Source organism: Parasphingomonas halimpatiens, from assembly GCF_036663795.1.
Classification (GTDB): domain Bacteria; phylum Pseudomonadota; class Alphaproteobacteria; order Sphingomonadales; family Sphingomonadaceae; genus Sphingomonas.
Genome location: NZ_JAXOJP010000003.1, coordinates 259018 through 277751 on the forward strand (window position 1 = coordinate 259018; position 18734 = coordinate 277751).

The 18734-nt window shown below is 66.8% G+C and carries 18 protein-coding genes; 8 read left to right on the plus strand and 10 right to left on the minus strand.

What is annotated here, in order from left to right:
* Nucleotides 1–226 precede the first annotated feature (226 nt).
* The gene (locus U1839_RS05185; protein WP_332802588.1) at nt 227–1441 is read right to left on the minus strand and encodes an FAD-dependent oxidoreductase; all 1215 of its coding nucleotides are present in this window, start codon (nt 1439–1441) and stop codon (nt 227–229) included.
* Between the two features lie 38 nt (nt 1442–1479).
* Between U1839_RS05185 and U1839_RS05190 the strand changes: the two genes are divergently transcribed.
* Complete coding sequence (locus U1839_RS05190) at nt 1480–3240, plus strand: cation:proton antiporter domain-containing protein (RefSeq protein WP_332802589.1); 1761 nt, start codon at nt 1480–1482, stop codon at nt 3238–3240.
* Nucleotides 3237–3920, plus strand: coding sequence for a GNAT family N-acetyltransferase (locus U1839_RS05195; RefSeq protein WP_332802590.1), 684 nt, complete (start codon nt 3237–3239; stop codon nt 3918–3920). The genes U1839_RS05190 and U1839_RS05195 overlap by 4 nt, the downstream gene beginning before the upstream one ends.
* Nucleotide 3921: 1 nt before the next feature.
* Here the strand turns inward: U1839_RS05195 and alaS are convergent, their stop codons facing one another.
* The 4 genes from alaS to U1839_RS05215 all read right to left on the minus strand — a co-directional run bounded on the left by alaS (nt 3922) and on the right by U1839_RS05215 (nt 9413).
* Complete coding sequence (alaS, locus tag U1839_RS05200; protein ID WP_332802591.1) at nt 3922–6561, minus strand: alanine--tRNA ligase; 2640 nt, start codon at nt 6559–6561, stop codon at nt 3922–3924.
* A gap of 31 nt (nt 6562–6592) precedes the next feature.
* Nucleotides 6593–7189, minus strand: coding sequence for a TetR/AcrR family transcriptional regulator (locus U1839_RS05205; RefSeq protein ID WP_332802592.1), 597 nt, complete (start codon nt 7187–7189; stop codon nt 6593–6595).
* Between the two features lie 68 nt (nt 7190–7257).
* On the minus strand, nt 7258–8163 hold the full coding sequence (locus U1839_RS05210) for a diacylglycerol/lipid kinase family protein (protein WP_332802593.1): 906 nt from the start codon (nt 8161–8163) through the stop codon (nt 7258–7260).
* Complete coding sequence (locus U1839_RS05215; protein ID WP_332802594.1) at nt 8160–9413, minus strand: M24 family metallopeptidase; 1254 nt, start codon at nt 9411–9413, stop codon at nt 8160–8162. The genes U1839_RS05210 and U1839_RS05215 overlap by 4 nt, the downstream gene beginning before the upstream one ends.
* Before the next feature lie 100 nt (nt 9414–9513).
* On the opposite strand from U1839_RS05215, the gene U1839_RS05220 reads away from it, so the two are divergent.
* Nucleotides 9514–10815: a dicarboxylate/amino acid:cation symporter gene (locus U1839_RS05220; protein WP_332802595.1), complete on the plus strand. Its 1302-nt coding sequence runs from the start codon at nt 9514–9516 to the stop codon at nt 10813–10815.
* Here U1839_RS05220 and U1839_RS05225 read toward each other — a convergent pair.
* The 4 genes from U1839_RS05225 to recA all read right to left on the minus strand — a co-directional run bounded on the left by U1839_RS05225 (nt 10806) and on the right by recA (nt 14036).
* Nucleotides 10806–11441, minus strand: a complete 636-nt coding sequence (locus tag U1839_RS05225; protein ID WP_332802596.1) for a glutathione S-transferase family protein — start codon at nt 11439–11441, stop codon at nt 10806–10808. The two genes, U1839_RS05220 and U1839_RS05225, sit on opposite strands and share 10 nt — an antisense overlap.
* A 10-nt stretch (nt 11442–11451) precedes the next feature.
* Entirely contained in the window at nt 11452–12282 is an 831-nt protein-coding gene (locus U1839_RS05230; protein ID WP_332802597.1) for a class I SAM-dependent methyltransferase, read from the minus strand.
* Nucleotides 12279–12746, minus strand: a complete 468-nt coding sequence (locus U1839_RS05235; RefSeq protein WP_332802598.1) for a hypothetical protein — start codon at nt 12744–12746, stop codon at nt 12279–12281. The genes U1839_RS05230 and U1839_RS05235 overlap by 4 nt, the downstream gene beginning before the upstream one ends.
* Before the next feature lie 204 nt (nt 12747–12950).
* Complete coding sequence (gene recA / locus U1839_RS05240) at nt 12951–14036, minus strand: recombinase RecA (protein ID WP_332802599.1); 1086 nt, start codon at nt 14034–14036, stop codon at nt 12951–12953.
* 161 nt (nt 14037–14197) lie between these two features.
* Here recA and U1839_RS05245 point away from each other — a divergent pair, with 161 nt between their 5' ends.
* From U1839_RS05245 to U1839_RS05265, 5 genes are all read left to right on the plus strand, one after another.
* On the plus strand, nt 14198–15211 hold the full coding sequence (locus tag U1839_RS05245; protein ID WP_332802600.1) for an adenosine deaminase: 1014 nt from the start codon (nt 14198–14200) through the stop codon (nt 15209–15211).
* A 1-nt stretch (nt 15212) separates the two neighbouring features.
* Complete coding sequence (locus tag U1839_RS05250) at nt 15213–15731, plus strand: phosphoribosyltransferase (RefSeq protein WP_332802601.1); 519 nt, start codon at nt 15213–15215, stop codon at nt 15729–15731.
* 53 nt (nt 15732–15784) lie between these two features.
* Nucleotides 15785–16633 (plus strand): dienelactone hydrolase family protein, encoded by an 849-nt coding sequence (locus U1839_RS05255; RefSeq protein WP_332802602.1) that lies wholly within the window; start codon nt 15785–15787, stop codon nt 16631–16633.
* A 7-nt stretch (nt 16634–16640) separates the two neighbouring features.
* Nucleotides 16641–17894 carry a cysteine desulfurase-like protein gene (locus tag U1839_RS05260; protein WP_332802603.1) on the plus strand — a complete coding sequence of 418 codons (1254 nt, stop codon included), beginning with the start codon at nt 16641–16643 and terminating at the stop codon, nt 17892–17894.
* A gap of 125 nt (nt 17895–18019) precedes the next feature.
* A complete protein-coding gene (locus U1839_RS05265) occupies nt 18020–18265 on the plus strand; it encodes a hypothetical protein (protein ID WP_332802604.1) in 246 nt (81 codons plus the stop codon).
* 98 nt (nt 18266–18363) lie between these two features.
* Here the strand turns inward: U1839_RS05265 and U1839_RS05270 are convergent, their stop codons facing one another.
* Nucleotides 18364–18717, minus strand: a complete 354-nt coding sequence (locus tag U1839_RS05270) for a response regulator (protein ID WP_332802605.1) — start codon at nt 18715–18717, stop codon at nt 18364–18366.
* Nucleotides 18718–18734: the final 17 nt, after the last annotated feature.

Consider the following 18734-nt stretch of genomic DNA (forward strand, 5'->3'; position numbering starts at 1 on the left):
CTGCGGCGCCGCCTTCGGCACGCCCCCTCCGGCTATCATCACCAACCGCTGTCACTCCCTGATAACGCACTGGTGGTGCCCGGATATCGCTCTGGCCGCTCCCTGTTCGAAGGTCGCAACAGGGAACGCCGCTCCCTGATATCTGCCACTTGCTCCCTGTTACTCGCTGTTTCTCCCTGTTCCGGAACGAAATTGCGCGGCTTTCGGGGAGAACACCGCCTGCGACTCAGCCCTGTCGGCGCCGTCCGGCATCGAGCGATCGGATGTGCTCGGGGCGGACGCCGAGCCCGACGAAAAACGCCGGGATGCGCCGCAGCAGCGCGAACCGGTTGAAAGCCCGCGCCACCAGCGGCGGCTTCGTCATCGGTGTTCCGCCCACCAGCAACGGCGCGACGATCCGATCCTGTACCAGGCGCTGCGCCGCCTGGGTCGCCCTGACCGCGAAAAGACGCCGCGCCGCGACCCGCGGCAACAACGGATCGGGATCGGCGCCACGCGATAGCGGTTCGGCGAGGATGTTGGCGGTAGCGACTGCATCCTGGATCGCGAGGTTGATCCCGACTCCGCCGAGCGGCGACATGGCGTGCGCGGCATCGCCGATCAGCAACAGCCCCGGCCGATGCCAACGCTCGAGGCGATCGACCGATACGGTGAGCAACTTGATCTGGTCCCAGTCGGTAATCGCCTGGTCGACTCCCGCCGTTTCGGGACCGACCGCCCGCACACGGTCACGAAACGCCGGCAGGCCTTCGCCGCGTACCGTGTCGGCCATCCCCTTGGGGAAAACGAAGGCGCACTGCCAATAATCGCCGCGATCGATCAGCACGAAGATGCGGCCCGTATCGAACACGCCCATGCTGTCGTTGCTCGGCGCGGCGCGCTTGGGCAGGCGGAACCAGAACACGTCCATCGGCGCGCCCACCGCGGTTTGCGGGAAGCCGGCGCGAAAGCGCGAATCGCGTCCGTCCGCTGCAATCAATAGCCGCGCGCGGATCATCTCGCCTTCGCTGGTCCTTACCCCAGCGACACGCCCGCCCTCCTCGATCAGCGCTTCGCCCGCGCAGCTTTGACGTAGTGTGAAGTCGGGATAGCGCCGCGCCTCGCCGGCGACGAAGTCGAGAAACTCCCATTGCGGCATCAGCGCGATATAGGGTGCCGGCACGTGCAGATGGCGAAAGTCGACCAGTTTGAGATTGCGGCCGGCAATCCGCCCGCCCAGCTCGCTGACCTTCTGGTGCGGCCGCGCCAGCAGTGCGGTCAGCAAGTCGAGTTCGTCGAACAAGCGCAGCGTCGAGGGGTGGACGGTGTCGCCGCGAAAATCGCGCAGGAAATCGGCATGCTTTTCGAGCACCACCGTCCTTACGCCGGCCCTGGCGAGCAACAGGCCGGCAACCATGCCCGCCGGCCCGCCGCCGATGATGACGACATCGGTATCAGACATCGGCTGACAAAGCCGCGCCCAGCGCCCAAGGTGCGGACATGGCAATCGGATTGGACAACCAGGGCTTCAGCGACACGCTGGTGATTCTCGGCGCGGCGGGGCTCGTCATCCCGGCCTTTGCGCGTTTCAAAATCAGCCCGGTGATCGGCTTCATCCTGGTCGGTCTCCTCGTCGGCCCGTCGATGCTCGGAGGATTGGTGCCACGTTATCCGTGGCTCTACTACATCACCATCTCCGATCCGCATGCGATCGAGCCTTTTGCCGAATTCGGCATCATCCTGCTGCTGTTCTCTATCGGGCTCGAATTGTCGTTCAAGCGCATCTGGTCGATGCGCGGCGCCGTGTTCGGCACCGGTGCTGCGCAGTTGATCGGTGCCGGCGTCGTGCTCGGCTTTGCGCTTCACCTGACCGGCCTGGGCTGGGTCGGGTCGATCGGGCTCGGACTTGCCCTGGCGCTGTCGTCGACCGCGCTGGTGCTGCCGATCGCCGGCACCACCGGTCCGGTGGGACGCTCGGCTTTCGCGATGCTGTTGTTCGAGGATCTGGCGTTGGTCCCGATCATCTTCGGCCTGGCCGCGCTCGCTCCCGGCGCTGAAGGCGGGCTCGGGGCGATCACCGGCGTGCTGGTGCGGGGGGCGCTGACCGTCGCCGCGCTGTTCGTCGGCGGTCGCTTCGTCCTGCCACGCCTGTTCGCCCAGGCGGCGCGCACCAAGAGCCCGGAACTGTTCCTCGCCGCCTCGCTGCTGGTCGTAATCGTTGCCAGCCTCGCCACCGCGGCGGCCGGTCTGTCGCCGATCATGGGCGCGCTGCTCGCCGGCCTGTTGATTGCCGAAACCGATTACCACAGCGAGGTCGAGGTGATCACCGCGCCGTTCAAGGGCCTCGCGCTCGGCGTGTTCCTGATCACGATCGGTCTTCGTCTCGACCTGCAGATGATCCTCGCCAACTGGCCGAGCCTGCTCCTCGCCATCTTCGGCGTGGTCGCAGTGAAGACGATGGTCACCTTCGGCCTGCTCAAGCTTGGCGGCGTACGCTCGGGGCCGGCGGCGGAAACCGGGGTGTTGATGGGCAGCCCCTCCGAAACCACGTTGATCGTGCTCGGTACCGCCGCGCAGATCCAGCTGATCGGCCCCGAAACGGCGAACTTCTGGCAAACGGTCACCGCGATCGGCCTGACCATCACGCCCTTGCTTGCCATGCTCGGCCAGTTCGCCGCGCGTCGCATCGAACGCCGCTCCGATACGGTGGCCGAGGAAGAGATACCCGCCGAGGGGCCGGGCACCGTGGTGATCGGCTTCGGCCGCGTCGGGCGGATGGTGGCGGACATGCTCGCGGTCCATGGCCGGCGCTACATCGCGGTCGAGGCTGATATCGATGCGGTCAAGGCGGCGCGTGCCGAGGGTTATCCGATCCTGTTCGGCGACGTCTCGCGGCCCGAACTGATCGATCGCCTGCGGCTCGGTCATGCCGATGCACTGGTGCTGACGATGGACGATCCCGTGCTCGGCATCCGGTTGACGCGCCGCGTGCGCGGCTGGGTGCCCGGGCTGACGATCATCGCCCGCGCGCGCGATACCGCGCATGCGGCGCAGCTCTACCGCGCCGGCGCGACCGACGCCGTGCCCGAGACGCTGGAGAGTTCGCTTCAACTGTCCGAGGCGGTGCTGGTCGATCTCGGCGTGGCGATGGGGCCGGTGATCGCCTCGATCCATGAGAAGCGCGACGAACTGCGCAAGGAAATCATGCAGGACGCAGCACTCGACCGCGAGCCGCGCATCCGGCGCGTCCGCAAGACATGACAGGGCATCTGCTCGACCGACCTGTCTGGCACGCGCTGACCGGCAGCCAACGGGCATGCGCCACCGGCACAGCGCCGGCGCTGCGCTTCGCGCCCGATCTCGGCCTGTTCGCCGCTGCGGCCGACGATGGCCCGGCGGCGCTGACCGCGCTCGCCGCGCTGTGCCCGGCCGGCGAGATGATCGGACTGGTCGAGACCGCCGACTGGCCGGTGCCGCCCGGCATGACCCTGCACCGCCGCGCACTCTGCCACCAGATGGTCGCCGAACGCCCGCGTGCGCCGGGAACGACGGGGTTCGAGATCCTCGACCTCGGTGACGACGATGCGACGGAGATGCTCGCGCTGGCAACGCTGACCCAGCCCGGCCCTTTCTTCGCCAGGACGCACCGCCTCGGCAACTTCATCGGCGTGCGGATCGATGGTCGGCTTGCCGCGATGGCGGGCGAGCGCATGCATGTCGGGCAGTATCGCGAGGTCAGCGGCGTCTGCACCCACCCCGATTTTCGCGGTCGCGGGCTGGCTGGCGCGCTGATGCCGATCGTCGCGGCGCGGATCGTCGCGCACGGCAAGACGCCGTTCCTGCACAGCTATGCCGACATTCACGCGGCGATCGCGCTCTACGAGCGGCTCGGCTTCCGGCTGCGATCGCCGATCACCTTCACCGTGCTCGAGCGCCCCTGACCTAGGCCGCCAGCGCTGCCTTGACCGCCGCCACCGCGTCGGCCGCCTTCGCGCCATCCGGCCCGCCACCCTGCGCCAAGTCGGGCCGGCCACCACCACCCTGCCCGCCCAGCGCCGCCACCGCGACGCGCAGCAGATCGACCGCGTTGCGTGTGCCGGTCAGGTCGTCGGTCACGCCGACCGCCACCGAGGCGCGGCCCTCATTGGTCGCGACGACCATCGCCACGCCCGAGCCGAGCCGCTGCTTCATCTCGTCGACCGTGCCGCGCAACGCCTTGGGGTCGAGCCCGTCAACGACCTGGCCCAGAAACGCGACGTCGCCGACCTGCTCCGGCCCGACCGCCTCGGCCGACCCGTCCAGCGCCAGCGCCTTCTTGGCATCCGCCAGTTCGCGCTCCAGCCGGCGCCGATCCTCGACCAAAGCGGCAACGCGCGCCGGCACCTCGTCGGGTGACGACTTCAGCACCGCCGCCGCCTCGCGCAGCTTCTCGTCACGCGCCGACAGCCAGGCGCGCGCCGCCTCGCCGGTCAGCGCCTCGACGCGCCGCACACCCGACGACACCGCGGATTCGCCGACGAACTTGAACAGGCCGATATCGCCCGTCGCCTTGACGTGCGTGCCGCCGCACAGTTCGAGTGAATAGACCTCTTCACCGGCACGGCCCATCGAGACGACGCAGACCTCGTCGCCATATTTCTCGCCGAACAGCGCCATCGCGCCTTCCTTGATCGCCTCGTCGGGCGTCATCAGCCGCGTCTGCACCGCATCGTTCTGCCGGATATAGGCGTTCACATCAGCCTCGACCGCCGCCAGCGCGGCCGCGTCGACCGCGGTCGGCTGCGAGAAATCGAAGCGCAGACGGTCGGCCGCGACCAGGCTGCCCTTCTGCGCGACATGCGTGCCGAGCCGCTCGCGCAGTGCGGCGTGGAGCAGGTGGGTGGCGGAATGGTTGGCGCGGATCGCGTCGCGGCGACCATGATCGACCGTGAGGTGCACCGCATCGCCGATCGCGATCTCGCCCGCCTCGATCCGCGTACGGTGCGCCCAGATCCGCCCGAGATGCTTGTGCGTATCCTCAACCGCGCCGCGCAAACCCTTATCGTTGCTTAGAATGCCGGCGTCACCGACCTGCCCGCCGCTCTCGGCATAGAAGGGCGTCTGGTTGACGACGAGGTCGACCGTCTCGCCCGCCACGGCGCGCTCGACGCGCTGGCCTTCGCGGATCAGCGCGATCACCTCGCCCTCGCCTTCCTCCGACGCATAGCCGATGAACTCGGTCGCGCCCGATTCCTCGGCGATGTCGAACCACAGATCGTCAGAAACCTGCTGGCCCGACCCCTTCCACGCGGCGCGAGCGGCGCGCTTCTGTTCGCCCATCGCACTGTCGAAACCGGCACGGTCGACCGCCAGACCCTGCGCACGCAACGCATCCTCGGTCAGATCATAGGGGAAGCCGAAGGTGTCGTAGAGCTTGAACGCGGTCGCGCCGGCCAGCGTGTCACCGGCCACCATCCCCAACGTCGCTTCGTCGAGCAGCTTGAGGCCCTTGTCGAGCGTCTGGCGGAAACGCGTCTCCTCCTGCTGCAGCGTCGCCTCGATCAGCGGCTGCGCGCGCAGCAACTCAGGATAGGCCGCGCCCATCTCGGTCACCAGCGCCGGCACGAGCCGGTGCATCAACGGCTCCTTGGCGCCGAGAATATGCGCATGCCGCATGGCGCGACGCATGATCCGGCGCAGCACATAACCGCGCCCTTCGTTCGCCGGCAGGACACCATCGGCGACAAGGAAGCCAGAGGTGCGCAGATGGTCGGCAATCACGCGGTGGCTGGCCGTGTTGGCGCCATCGGTCGCGGTGTGCGTCAACGCGCCCGAGGCGGCGATCAGCGCCTTGAAGGTATCGGTGTCATAATTGTCGTGCACGCCCTGCATCACCGCGGCGATACGTTCGAGCCCCATGCCGGTGTCGATCGACTTTTTGGGCAGTTCGCCGACGATCTCATTGGCCTGCTGTTCATATTGCATGAACACCAGGTTCCAGATCTCGACGAAGCGATCGCCATCCTCATCGGGCGAGCCCGGCGGCCCACCCGCGATATGATCGCCATGGTCGTAGAAGATCTCGGAGCATGGCCCGCACGGGCCGTTGTCGCCCATCGCCCAGAAATTGTCCTTGGTGGCGATACGGATGATACGGTGCTCGGGCAGGCCCGCGATCTTGCGCCACAGATCGAACGCCTCGTCGTCGGTGTGATAGACGGTGGCCGTCAGGCGGTTCGGGTCGATGCCGAAATCGCGCGTCAGCAACGTCCACGCATGGATAATCGCCTGTTCCTTGAAATAATCGCCGAACGAGAAATTGCCGAGCATTTCGAAGAAGGTGTGGTGGCGCGCGGTGTAGCCGACATTGTCGAGATCATTGTGCTTGCCGCCGGCACGAACGCATTTCTGGCTCGACGTCGCGGTGACATAGGGCCGCGTCTCAAGCCCGGTGAAGACGTTCTTGAACGGCACCATGCCGGCGTTGACGAACATCAGCGTCGGGTCGTTCTGCGGTACCAAAGGTGCCGAGGCGATGCGCGCATGCCCCTCGCTGGCGAAATAGTCGAGGAACGCGCGGCGAATGTCATTGGTCGAGGTCATTTGTGTCGCTTAGGCGACAGTGTCCTCTCGCTCAAGCCGTCTGGGCGCGATCGAGATAGCCGAAGGCGGCGGCGCGTACCCGGCGCGCCAGCGCCGCCGCGTCGCGTTCGCCGCGCATCGCGGCGGCATCGATCATTCCGGTGACGATCGCGATCAGGTCATCGACCGCCAGTGCGGTGTCGACGAGCCGTCGCATACCCGGGCGGCGCAAGGCGCCCTCGACCGCGTCACGCAGCGCACGCGCCACGGTATCGTCGCCGTCGCGCGCCAGGCGCTCTTCCTCCAGGTCGATCACCCGCGCCAGCGCCGGCCGACGCAGTTGGTAGCGTACCGCCGCATCGATCAGGCGAATCAACGCCTCGCGGCTGCCCGGGTCGAGCCGCGCATCATGGATATCGCCGCGCAACCCGGCGGTTTCGCGCCGCGCTAGCGCGATCATGATCGCGTCCTTGTCCGGGAAATACTGGTAGAGCGATCCGATACTGATGCCGGCGCGCGCCGCGACGGCATTGGTGTTGTACCCCACCAGACCGCGTTCCTCGATCAGGCATGCCGCCGCCTCGACGATCCGCTCGATCGTCAGGTGCGCGCGCGGCTGGACCGCCTGCTTTCGGAGCAGTGACTGCATGACGTCAGATTGATCCGATTCGGTGCCAAGAGCAACGAGCGATTACTCACTTTGAGTAGCATCGCGTTTCAGCCTTTCGGCGGAGCAATAACTTCGAGCGCGCCGGGTTCGATGCTGAATTCCAGCGGCATTTCGAGTTCGATGACCTCGCCATCGAGCGCGATCTCACGGTCGCTCGATCGATCGTCGACGGTGAAGCGGCGTACCTCGCCGATCGCGGCGAAATCGCGCGAACGGTCCGCGCGTCCGACCAGCGTGCGCAACGCGACCCCGATCAACGCACCCGACGACGTCGCGGTCACCGCAAACACCGACAACATGCCGCCATCGAGCGATTCGCGTCGTCCGACCTTGCCGGCATCGAGCGTGTAGCGATTGTTGCCGACGAACAGCATCGGCGTCGTCACGTCGCGGACGCCGTCCGGGAACTCCAGGTGCAGGCGATGTTGTGGCAGACGGCGCAGCGCCTCGCGCGCTGCGGGCAGGGTCGCAAGCCATTTGGGGATGCCGTGCTTTTCCTGATGCGTATCGCGTTCGCGGACCATCAGCGGATAGAAGCCGACCGAGGCATTGTTGACGAACACGCGGCCATTGACCCGCGCGAGGTCGATCCGCCGGGTTGGGCGCGCGACGATCAGCTTCGCCGCCTCCTTGAGGTCGAGCGGAACGCCCAGTTCTTTGGCGAGATGGTTGTGGGTGCCAAGCGCGAGGATACCGAGCGTGGCGCCGCCATGGTCGACCAGCGCCTGTGCCGCGCAGCCGAGCGTACCGTCGCCGCCACCGACCACGACCAGCGCCTCCTTCGCACGCGCGGCGACCGCCTCGCTCAGTTCGCCGCCATTAAGAAGCGCAAGGTCGATGTTCGCGCCGGCCTCGCCAAAGGCGGTTTCGAGTTCGTCGCGCAGCTTGTCGCCCTTGGCCGCCGCGGTCCCACCGCCGGCGTTGACGAAAACCGGTATCTTGTCGCCGCTCATCCGAACGGCGCGTCGAGCGAGGCAGGCGGTTCGGAGAACCAGCGCGGTCCGCTGTCGGTCATATGAAAGCAATCCTCCAGGCGTACGCCGAATTTGCCCGGCAGATACAGGCCGGGCTCGTTGGAAAAACACATGCCCGGCGCGAGCGGTGTCGTCTCGCCATGGACCAGATTGACCGGTTCATGTCCGTCGAGTCCGATGCCATGGCCGGTGCGGTGCGACAGGCCGGGCAGCTTGTAGCCCGGCCCATAGCCTTGCGAGACATAGTAACGCCGCACCGCATCATCGACGCTGCCCGCCGCCGCGCCGACCTTGGCGGCGGCAAGGGCGACCTGCTGCCCGCGCGCGACCTGATCCCACACCTTGCGCTGTTCTGCATTGGCCGTGCCGTGGACGAAGGTGCGCGAGACGTCCGACTGATAACCCTGCACCGTGCAGCCGCAATCCATCAGCACGATCTGCCCCTCGGCGACGCGCTGCGGCTCGCGACTGCCATGCGGCAGAGCGGCGGCGGGGCCGACCAGCACGAGCGAGAATTCCGGGGTGCCGCCGAGCCTGTCGGTCGCCGCATCCATCAGCGCGCCGATATCGTGCGGCGACATGCCTTTCTCGACGCGCGGCCAGGTCCAGCGATAGGCGGCGATGGTGACATCGGTCGCGGCCTGCATCAGCGCGATCTCGGGCGCGGTCTTGATCATCCGGCAACCACGCACGACGGGATTTGCCGAAACGATCCGCGCGCCGGGCAGCGCCCGTGCCAGACCGTTGACCGCGAAATAGCGCACCGTTTCCTCGATCCCGACGGGGCGCGCAGCGAGTTTGCGCTCCCTGAGGAAGCCGGCGACCAGCGCGAGCGGATCCTCGTCCTCCTGCCACACGCGCACCTCGGCCGGCACGCCGAGCGTCTGGCGTACCGAGGGTTCCTCGAAAAACGGTGTGACGATCAGCGGCGTGCCCTCGACCGGCAGCACGGCAGCGGTAAGCCGCTCGCTGCGATGCCACGTCACGCCGGTAAAGTAGATCAGCGAGGAGCCCGGCTCGATCAGCACCGCGCCGATGCCCTGTGCCTTCATCAGCGACTGCGCGCGCGCGATCCGCGCGGTGCGCTCGGCAGCGCCGATCGGCGCAACGCCGCGCGTGATGTCGGACAAGGCGGAGAGATCGGTTTCGGCGGCACGCACAACCGCCGATCGCGCGAGCAGGGGAATGGCGGCAAGGCCGGCCAGCGCGGCACGCCGCGTCATCGACATGAAGGATGCTCCGATAGCGGCATGCGCGCGACATAAGGCGCTTGACCGGCCAGCCGCAATCCCCTTGGCTGCGCGCCGTCGATTCCCCGGGGGTATTTTCATGGCCAAGCGGCTGACGCTTTTCATTCTGATCGCCCTGGCGCTGGGCATCGTGGTCGGCTGGGGAATCAATCTGCGGATCGACGACGGCACCCCCGCCGCCGCCGCGACGCTCAAGACGATCGGCGGTTACTTCTCGCTCGTCACGACGATCTTCCTTCAGCTGATCAAGATGATCATCGCGCCTTTGGTGTTCGGTACGCTGGTCAGCGGCATCGCGCATATGGGCGACACCGGCGCGCTGGGCCGGGTCGGGCTCAAGGCGCTGCTGTGGTTCATCGGCGCCAGCCTCGTCTCGCTGACGCTCGGCCTGATCATGGTCCACCTGCTCCACCCGGGCATTGGCCTCAACCTGCCGATCCCGCCGGCCACCGCTGCCACCGGCCTTGCCAAGGCGAGCTTCGACCCGGTCGATTTCGTCAAGCACATCTTCCCGACCTCGATCGTCGGCGTCATGGCGACCAACGACATCCTGCCGATCGTCGTCTTCTCGCTGTTCTTCGGCGTCGCAATGACGGCGATCGGCGAGCGCGCCCGGCCGATCGTCCGCGCCACCGACGCGCTGGTCGCGGTGATGCTGCAGGTGACCGATTATGTCATGCGCTTCGCACCGTTCGCCGTTTTCGGCGCGGTTGCCGCCGCACTGACGCAGAATGGGCCGCGCGTCATCGGCCAGCTCGCCTATTTCATGGGCAGCTTCTATATCGGGCTGGCGCTGCTCTGGGTGCTGCTGATCGGCATCGCCTTCCTCGTCATCGGTCGTCGCACCGGGTTGCTGCTGCGCTATATTCGCGAGCCGGCGCTGCTCGCCTTTTCCACCGCTTCGTCCGAGGCCGCCCTGCCCCGCACGCTCGAAGCGCTGGAGCGCTTTGGCGTGCCGCCGCGCATCGCCAGCTTCGTGCTGCCTTTGGGCTATTCGTTCAATCTCGACGGATCGATGATGTACATGACCTTCGCGTCGCTGTTCATCGCCCAGGCCTATGGCATCGAGCTGTCGCTGGCGACGCAGGTCGGCATGCTGCTGATGCTGATGGTCACGTCGAAGGGCATCGCCGGCGTACCGCGCGCCAGCCTCGTGGTGATCGCGGCAACGCTGCCGCACTTCAACATTCCCGATGCCGGCCTGCTGCTGATCCTCGCGATCGACAATTTTCTCGACATGGGCCGCTCGGCGACCAACGTGCTGGGCAATGCGATTGCGGCGAGCGTGGTGTCGAAATGGGAGGGCGGCTTCAAACCGCCCGCACCATCCGAAATCGAACCGCCGCACGCACCCGGCCATGGCCTCAGCGGTCACGCGTAAGCGTAGGGCCCGCCCTTGCTCAGCGCGGTGCAATAAGCGGGCCGCGCATGCACCTTGGCGAGCCAGGCGGTCGTCGCCGGGCGGGACGCGTCTAGCCCAGCACGACTGCGCGCCGCCTCGAGCGGGAAGCTCATCATCACGTCCGCCGCGGTCATCTCATCGCCGGCGAACCAGGGGCGCTGCGCCAGTTCGCTTTCGACATAGTCGAGATGCACGTCGATCATCGGCTGGATCCGCTTCTGCGCCAGCTTGCCCATCAGCGGGATCCGGCTCAGCACCAGCTTGATCAGCAACGGCGGCATCAGCGAGCCTTCGGCATAATGCAGCCAGAAGCGGTAGCGCAACGCATCGTCGCGGTGCGCCGGTGCGCCGAGCCGGCCATCGGCCTTTTCGACGATATATTCGACGATCGCCCCGGTCTCGGCGACGATCCTGCCGCCATCATCGCGGTCCTCGATCACCGGCGACTTGCCGAGCGGATGGACGCGCTTGAGTTCGGGCGGGGCAAGCATGGTCTTCTTCTCGCGCTCGTAGCGCTTGATCTCATAGGGCAGGCCGAGTTCCTCGAGCAGCCACAGGATGCGCTGCGAACGGCTGTTCTCGAGATGATGTACGATGATCGTCATGGCCGGTTCCTTAGGCTGCCCGCGCCGACCATAGCCATGCCGCCGCGGGAAAATCCACCACGCCGTCGTGCAGGTGCCGTGTCACCAACTCGGTCAACCGGGCGATCATCGCGGTACGCGCATCGGGTGCAGCGGCGCGCAACAGGGGTGCCGCCGGCCCGATCCGGGTGAAGAAATTAACCGCATCGCCGACCGGATCGGGGGCGCCCCCGACCCGATAGGCGAACGCAACAGACTGGTGATGCAGATCGGTCCAGCCTGCCGCCGCGAGCGTCTCCGCGACGAAATCGGGGTCGGCAAAAGCGAACGGGCCGGGCGCGTAGCCCGTGGCGGACACGGGTTCCTGACCGGTTGCTGTTGCGAGCGGATCGGCGGCGAAGCGGTTGCGTGTCACGCTGTCGAAACACGAGAATACTAACGCTGCGCCGGGCCGGGCGACGCGCCGCACTGCCGCCAGCCCGGCGACGGGATCGTCGAAGAACATCACGCCGTGGCGCGACACCAGCAGGTCGGCGGAGTCGTCCAGCGCGTTACCCAGCGTGATATCGGCCACGCGGAATGACAGGTTGGGCAAATCGGCGCCCCTCGTTCGCGCAATGTCGATCAACGAGGGCGAGAGATCGACGCCCGTAACCGTCAGTTCGGGGCGGGCCCTGGCCAGCGCGAGGCTGGTCCCGCCGGCACCGCAGCCGATATCGATCGCATTGCCCTGCAAGGGCGCGACGGCAAGAATGGCGGCGTCGAGAAAGGGTGTCATGGCGGCGAAGCCGCGATCGGTGCGTTGCCATTCGGCTGCCCAGACGTCGCCGACCGCGCCGCTCCAGTCGTGTGCGCCAGTCATGCGCCTGCCGGGCGGCGAGGCCGCTGGTTGGGCGATACCGACTTGATGATGCTCATGCCTGCGCCGTGATCGGGCATCGGACGTTCTCCTTGCAAAAGGGCTGCGGCAATCAAGGCTTCGACGGCCGGATCGGCCAATGTTTCCGGGCCGTCGAGCAGCAGGCTACGGACCTGATTGCCCGTGCCAGGCAATCGCCCCTCAGGGTCGGGCAGCGTGACGCCATAATAGAAGAACAAACGAACGACCTTGGCATAGACCGCGATCGACAGGACGCAATCCTTCTGCCGCTCGCTCGACGCAAAGGCGAGCGCCAGGGCCTGGTAGTTGTCATAGACCAGTTCGAGGGCGGTCGGCAGCCGGGCGCGGATCGCGGCGCGACAGGCATGAGCGCGCGTCGCGATATCGGGCGTGAAGCGATCGATGAAGCCGCGGATACGGCGGTCGGTGTCGTCGGTCCCGGTCATCGCGCCCTCCCCGTCGGAAGGCATAGCCGGTCGGCCAAGTCCGTAAAAGCGCGCGATCCGACATAAAATGAAAGGCCCGCCGACGCGGGCGGGCCTTTCCGGGCTTTGCGACGGATACGACACCGCCAGTTGAAATCGATGTATCGAAAATGCGCGATCGGGATTTTGGTTCCGACCCCGTCACGACGGGGCCGGATCCGCCGATCAGATATCGTCGTCGGGCTCCGGACCCGCCATCATCTCCTCGGCGACGCGGTCGGTGTGGCGACGGATCGACGCCTCCAGCCGGTCGGCCATCTCGGCATTTTCCTTGAGGAAGGTCTTGGCGTTCTCGCGGCCCTGGCCGATCCGCACGCTGTCGTACGAGAACCAGGCGCCCGACTTCTCGACCAGCCCGGCCTTGACGCCGAGGTCGAGGATCTCGCCGATCTTCGACACGCCCTGGCCGTACATGATGTCGAACTCGACCTGCTTGAACGGCGGCGCGACCTTGTTCTTGACGACCTTCACCCGCGTGGTGTTGCCGACGATCTCGTCGCGGTCCTTGATCTGGCCGGTACGACGGATGTCGAGGCGGACGGAGGCGTAGAATTTCAGCGCGTTGCCGCCGGTCGTGGTCTCGGGGTTGCCGTACATCACGCCGATCTTCATCCGCAGCTGGTTGATGAAGATCACCATGCAGCGCGAGCGGCTGATCGAGCCGGTCAGCTTGCGCAGGCTCTGCGACATCAGCCGCGCCTGCAGGCCGACATGGCTGTCGCCCATCTCCCCCTCGATCTCGGCGCGCGGCACCAGCGCGGCGACCGAGTCGATCACCAGCACGTCGATCGCATTCGAGCGCACCAGCGTATCGACGATCTCGAGCGCCTGCTCGCCGGTGTCGGGCTGCGAGACGATCAGCTCGTCGATATTGACGCCGAGCTTCCTGGCATAGACCGGGTCGAGCGCATGCTCGGCATCGACGAATGCCGCGGTGCCGCCGCCTTTCTGCGCCTCGGCGATGACGTGCAGCGCCAGCGTCGTCTTGCCCGAGCTCTCCGGGCCGTAGATCTCGATCACCCGGCCGCGCGGCAGGCCGCCGACGCCGAGCGCGATGTCGAGCCCGAGCGAGCCGGTCGAGATCGTCTCGACCTGCATCGTCTCTTTCGAGCCGAGCCGCATCGCCGACCCCTTGCCGAATGCGCGATCGATCTGCGCCAGTGCCGCGTCGAGTGCCTTGGCGCGCTCGTTCGCCGCCTTATCGTTGGAAACTGCCATGTCGTTACCGATGACCTTCAGTGATGCCGCCATTACCGCCTCCGCCGCTAGCCCGAATGCCACCTGCATTCAATGCGTGTTGGAAGCTTCGTATCTGGTTTGTTCCGATAGAACAAGAGCGGAACAGAAAATTTTGTTGGAACGTCGCGCGACCGGCGCTTGCCCTCACGCGCATCGCGGGCGATGACCGCCGGATGACCGACCTCTCCGCCTTCATCACCGGCCTGCCCAAGGCCGAGCTCCATCTCCATATCGAGGGCAGCCTCGAGCCGGAACTGATGTTTGCGCTCGCCCAGCGCAACGGCGTGACGATTCCCTTTGCCAGCGTCGAGGAAGTGCGCGCTGCCTACAGCTTCTCCAACCTGCAGGATTTTCTCGACATCTATTATGCCGGCGCAAACGTGCTGCGCACGGCGGATGACTTCCGCGACCTCGCCACTGCCTATTTCGATCGCGCGGCGGCCGACGGCGTGATCCATGCCGAAATCTTCTTCGACCCGCAGACCCATACCGATCGCGGCATCCCCTTCGCCACGGTGATCGAGGGGCTGCTCGCCGGCATGGCCGCGGCCGAGGCGAAGCACGGCCTGACATCGCAGCTGATCCTGTGCTTCCTGCGTCATCTCGACGAGGACGCCGCCTTCGCCACACTCGCTGCCGCCGAGCCGTGGCTCGACCAGATCGCCGGCGTCGGGCTCGATTCGTCCGAGCTTGGTCATCCGCCCGAGAAATTCGCCCGCGTTTTCGCCGCGGCGCGCGCCAAGGGCCTCAAGCTCGTGGCGCATGCCGGTGAGGAGGGCCCGCCCGACTATGTCCATCAGGCGCTCGACATCCTCGCCATCGACCGGCTCGACCATGGCAATCGCAGCCTGGAGGATCCGGTGCTCACCGCCCGCCTCGCACGCGAGGCGATGACGCTGACGGTCTGCCCGCTCTCCAACCTCAAGCTCTGCGTGGTCGACGACATGGCGAATCACCCGATCGACCGCATGCTCAAGGCCGGCCTGCGCGCGACGATCAATTCCGACGACCCGGCCTATTTCGGCGGCTATATCGCCGACAATTACCGCGCCGCCGCGGCGGGTCGCGGGCTCGACCGCGACGACCTCGTCACGCTGGCGCGCAACAGTTTCCTCGGCTCGTTCCTGCCCGACGAAACGGTGGCGACGCATCTCGCGACGCTCGATGCCTATGTGGCGGCGCACTGAGATGCCGGTCTTCACCCCGATCTCGCACGACGATTTCGTCGCTGACGTCATGGCGCTCGCCGCCCAGCTCGATCCGCACGCCGACTGGGTGCCGTCGTTCATCATCGGGATCGGGCGCGGCGGGCTGGCACCGGCGGTGTATCTCAGCCACGCCACCGGCATGCCGATGCTGTCGGTCGACTATTCGAGCCAGGTCAGCGACTTCGCCGATGCCCCGCTTGCCCGCCTCGCCGCGCGCACCCGCGCCGGCGAGCGGTTGCTGTTCCTCGACGACATCAACGACAGCGGCGCGACGATCGGCAAGATGCGCGCGATTCTCGCCGCGGAGGGCGCGACGCCCGATGGCATGCGCTTCGCCACGCTGCTCGACAATATCCGTTCGAGCCAGCGCGTCGACTATGCCGCGCGGACGATCGATCGCGCGAACACCAAGGACTGGTTCATTTTCCCGTGGGAATCGGTCGCCCCGGCCGCGTCGCTCGAGCAAGATGCCGCCGCCATGCCGCAACGGATCGCCTGAACGCCACCACCTGCCCCTCGCAAAGCCCCCTGCCCCTCGCAAAGGATGCAACCATGACACTGCTGACCCGCCCCGAAGGTGCCCTTGCCGAGGACTTTCACATCTCGCGGCGTACCGCGGCGAGCATGTTCTTCGTCGGTTATGCGCTCGCCGCCGTCGCCGCCGATGCGGCGCCGATCCTCACCCCCGCAGACGATCTGGTGATCGAGGAGGCGCTGATCCCCAACGGCGCCGCCAAGCCGCTCCCCGCCTATGTCGCACGGCCCAAGGGCAAGGCGCGCCACGCGACGATCGTCGTGGTCAACGAGATTTTCGGCATCCACGACTATATCAAGGACATCTGCCGCCGGCTGGCGAAGCTCGGTTATGTCGCGGTTGCGCCCGATTTCTTCTATCGCTCGGGCGTCAGCCTGCCGGCGATGACCGATTTCAAGCAGATCATCCCGATCGTCCAGCAGGCCAGCGTCGAACAGGTCGATGGCGACGTTCGTGCGACCACCGACTGGATCAAGAGCCGCCCGTTCGGCGATGCCAAGCGGATCGGCATTACCGGCTTCTGCTGGGGCGGCGCGGTGGTGTGGCGCAGCGCGATGGTCGACCCGGATATCCGCGCCGGCGTTGCCTGGTACGGCCAGCTCAAGCCGCTGATCGCGCGCGCCGCCGAACTCAAGGCGCCGGTGCTCGGTCTTTATGGCGGGCTCGACCAGGGAATCCCGGCAGCGGATCGCGACGCGATGATCGCGGCGCTGACCGCCGCCGGCAAGACCAGCTCGTGCATCCATGTCTACCCGGATGCGCAGCACGGCTTTCACGCCGATTATCGCGCCAGCTACAACGAGGCCGACGCGCGAGATGGCTGGACGAAAATGCTGGCACATTTCGCCACCAATGGCGTGGTGTAGGCGCGACGTGACGTCACAAGCCTTCCCGATCGACGCGGTCCGCGCGCGCTTCCCCGCCCTCACAATGTGCGACGCGGGCGGGCAGCGCGTCTATTTCGACGCGCCGGGCGGCACGCAGATCTGCACCGACGCGATCGAGCGGATGGTCGACCACCTGCGCAGCGGCACCGCCAATGCCGGGGGCAGCTTCGCCAGCTCGGTCGATAGCGATGCGGTGAGCGCGGCGGCGCATGCGGCGATGGCCGATCTGCTCGGCGGCCAGCCGGGCGAGATCGCCTTTGGGCCGAATATGACGTCGCTCACCTTCGCGCTGTCGCGTGCGCTGGCGCAGCAGTGGCAGGCGGGCGACGAGATCGTGCTGAGCCGGCTCGACCATGATGCCAATGTCTCGCCCTGGCTGCTCGCGGCGCGCGATCGCGATGTCGTCGTGCGCTGGATCGACCTCGATCCCGACAGCGGCACGTTGCGGCTCGACGACCTTCCCGGGCTGCTCGGCCCGCGCACCCGGCTGGTCGCGGTCGGCGGGGCGAGCAATGCGCTCGGCACGATCAACGATCTGCGCGCGATCATCGACATCGTCCGCGCCCACAGCGCCGCACTGATCTTCGTCGATGCGGTGCAATCGGTGCCGCATCTGCCGACCGATGTCGTGGCACTGGGTTGCGATTTCCTCACCTGCTCGCCCTATAAATTCTTCGGGCCGCATCAGGGCGTGCTGTGGGGCCGCGCCGAACTGCTCGACACGCTCAGCGCCTATAAGGTCCGTCCCGCCGCCAGCCACCCGCCGGCGGTGCGCTTCGAAACCGGCACGCCCTCGTTCGAGGGCCAGGCCGGCGTGCTCGGCACGATCGACTATCTCGAATGGCTCGGCCGCACCGTGGCACCCGGCGTGAACGATCGCCGCAGCGCGCTGCTCGCAGCGATGCAGGCGTGCATCGCCTATGAAAGGACGCTGGGCGAGCGGCTGCTCGCCGGCCTCGCCACCGTCCCGGGCTTGCAGCTCTACGGCCCGCCGACGATGGACGGTCGCGTCCCGACCTTCGCCTTCACGCTGGCGGGACATGATCCGGCGGCGATCGCCGCGCACCTCGCGAAGCATGCGATCAACGCCTGGGCAGGGCATTTTTATGCGGTCGAGCCGATCGCACGGCTCGGTCTCGCGGATACGGGCGGGCTGCTGCGCGTCGGGTTATGCCATTACAACGAAGCGGGCGAGGTCGACCGGCTGGTCGCCGCGCTACAGGAATTGGCTTCCGGATAGCCGGTAGGAACGAGGTCGAGCGGATCACACACGGTCGCATGAATCGCGAGCCAGGAATATTGGAGGGAGACCGGTCACTGCCGGCAGTCCCACATCACGCCACGATCTATTCGCAGGAATTTCGAATGTCCGGAAAATTTCTCAAGCGCAATGCGATCATCGATACGATCAAGAGCGAAGAGAAGATGAACAGCATGCAGGCTCGCAGTGGCGGTACACGCTACCACGTCGATACTGTTCCATGTGGTTGCCCGGATGACAACTGTGGCGCATTCCACGTAATGAGGGCTGATCGCCCACTGCCGTCGCCGAGCGCGGCGGATGCAACACTTCTGGCGCGGCGCCGCGTGAAGCGCATGCCGAGCGTCTGAAAGCCGCCTTTCAGCCGTCAATATCAGCTTCACTCATATCTGCAGTGAGGCGTCTTCTGCCGATTTCAGCTAAGACACCATCAGGTGACCCCACCCGGTTACCCCAGCGCGGCAAGCGCCTTGGCGACACCGTCCATGGTAAAGGGTTTGGCCAGCGTCGGGCGCTCGCGATGCGCCTCGATCAGACCATCCTGCGTCCCGCCCGTTGCAAAGACGAAGGGTATGCCCTGTGCCGCCAGCGCGTCGGCGATCGGCCAGCTCTGTTCGCCGCCGCGCAAATTGACGTCGAGGATCGCGGCATCGATCCCGCCGGCCGCGACCAGCGCGAGCGCTGCGGCGACGGTATCGGCGGTCCCGGCCGGCGTCTTTTCGAGAACTTCGAGGAAGTCCTCGAGCATCATCGCGATCAGGGGTTCGTCCTCGACCAGGAGGATGCGTTGCGGGCCACTCATGCAACGTCACTAGCGGC

Coding starts and splice junctions, on each gene's coding strand:
- U1839_RS05185 (WP_332802588.1), bottom strand. CDS start 1,441: ATGTCTGATACCGATGTCGTCATCATCGGCGGCGGGCCGGCGGGCATG.
- U1839_RS05190 (WP_332802589.1), top strand. CDS start 1,480: ATGGCAATCGGATTGGACAACCAGGGCTTCAGCGACACGCTGGTGATT.
- U1839_RS05195 (WP_332802590.1), top strand. CDS start 3,237: ATGACAGGGCATCTGCTCGACCGACCTGTCTGGCACGCGCTGACCGGC.
- alaS (WP_332802591.1), bottom strand. CDS start 6,561: ATGACCTCGACCAATGACATTCGCCGCGCGTTCCTCGACTATTTCGCC.
- U1839_RS05205 (WP_332802592.1), bottom strand. CDS start 7,189: ATGCAGTCACTGCTCCGAAAGCAGGCGGTCCAGCCGCGCGCGCACCTG.
- U1839_RS05210 (WP_332802593.1), bottom strand. CDS start 8,163: ATGAGCGGCGACAAGATACCGGTTTTCGTCAACGCCGGCGGTGGGACC.
- U1839_RS05215 (WP_332802594.1), bottom strand. CDS start 9,413: ATGTCGATGACGCGGCGTGCCGCGCTGGCCGGCCTTGCCGCCATTCCC.
- U1839_RS05220 (WP_332802595.1), top strand. CDS start 9,514: ATGGCCAAGCGGCTGACGCTTTTCATTCTGATCGCCCTGGCGCTGGGC.
- U1839_RS05225 (WP_332802596.1), bottom strand. CDS start 11,441: ATGACGATCATCGTACATCATCTCGAGAACAGCCGTTCGCAGCGCATC.
- U1839_RS05230 (WP_332802597.1), bottom strand. CDS start 12,282: ATGACTGGCGCACACGACTGGAGCGGCGCGGTCGGCGACGTCTGGGCA.
- U1839_RS05235 (WP_332802598.1), bottom strand. CDS start 12,746: ATGACCGGGACCGACGACACCGACCGCCGTATCCGCGGCTTCATCGAT.
- recA (WP_332802599.1), bottom strand. CDS start 14,036: ATGGCGGCATCACTGAAGGTCATCGGTAACGACATGGCAGTTTCCAAC.
- U1839_RS05245 (WP_332802600.1), top strand. CDS start 14,198: ATGACCGACCTCTCCGCCTTCATCACCGGCCTGCCCAAGGCCGAGCTC.
- U1839_RS05250 (WP_332802601.1), top strand. CDS start 15,213: ATGCCGGTCTTCACCCCGATCTCGCACGACGATTTCGTCGCTGACGTC.
- U1839_RS05255 (WP_332802602.1), top strand. CDS start 15,785: ATGACACTGCTGACCCGCCCCGAAGGTGCCCTTGCCGAGGACTTTCAC.
- U1839_RS05265 (WP_332802604.1), top strand. CDS start 18,020: ATGTCCGGAAAATTTCTCAAGCGCAATGCGATCATCGATACGATCAAG.
- U1839_RS05270 (WP_332802605.1), bottom strand. CDS start 18,717: ATGAGTGGCCCGCAACGCATCCTCCTGGTCGAGGACGAACCCCTGATC.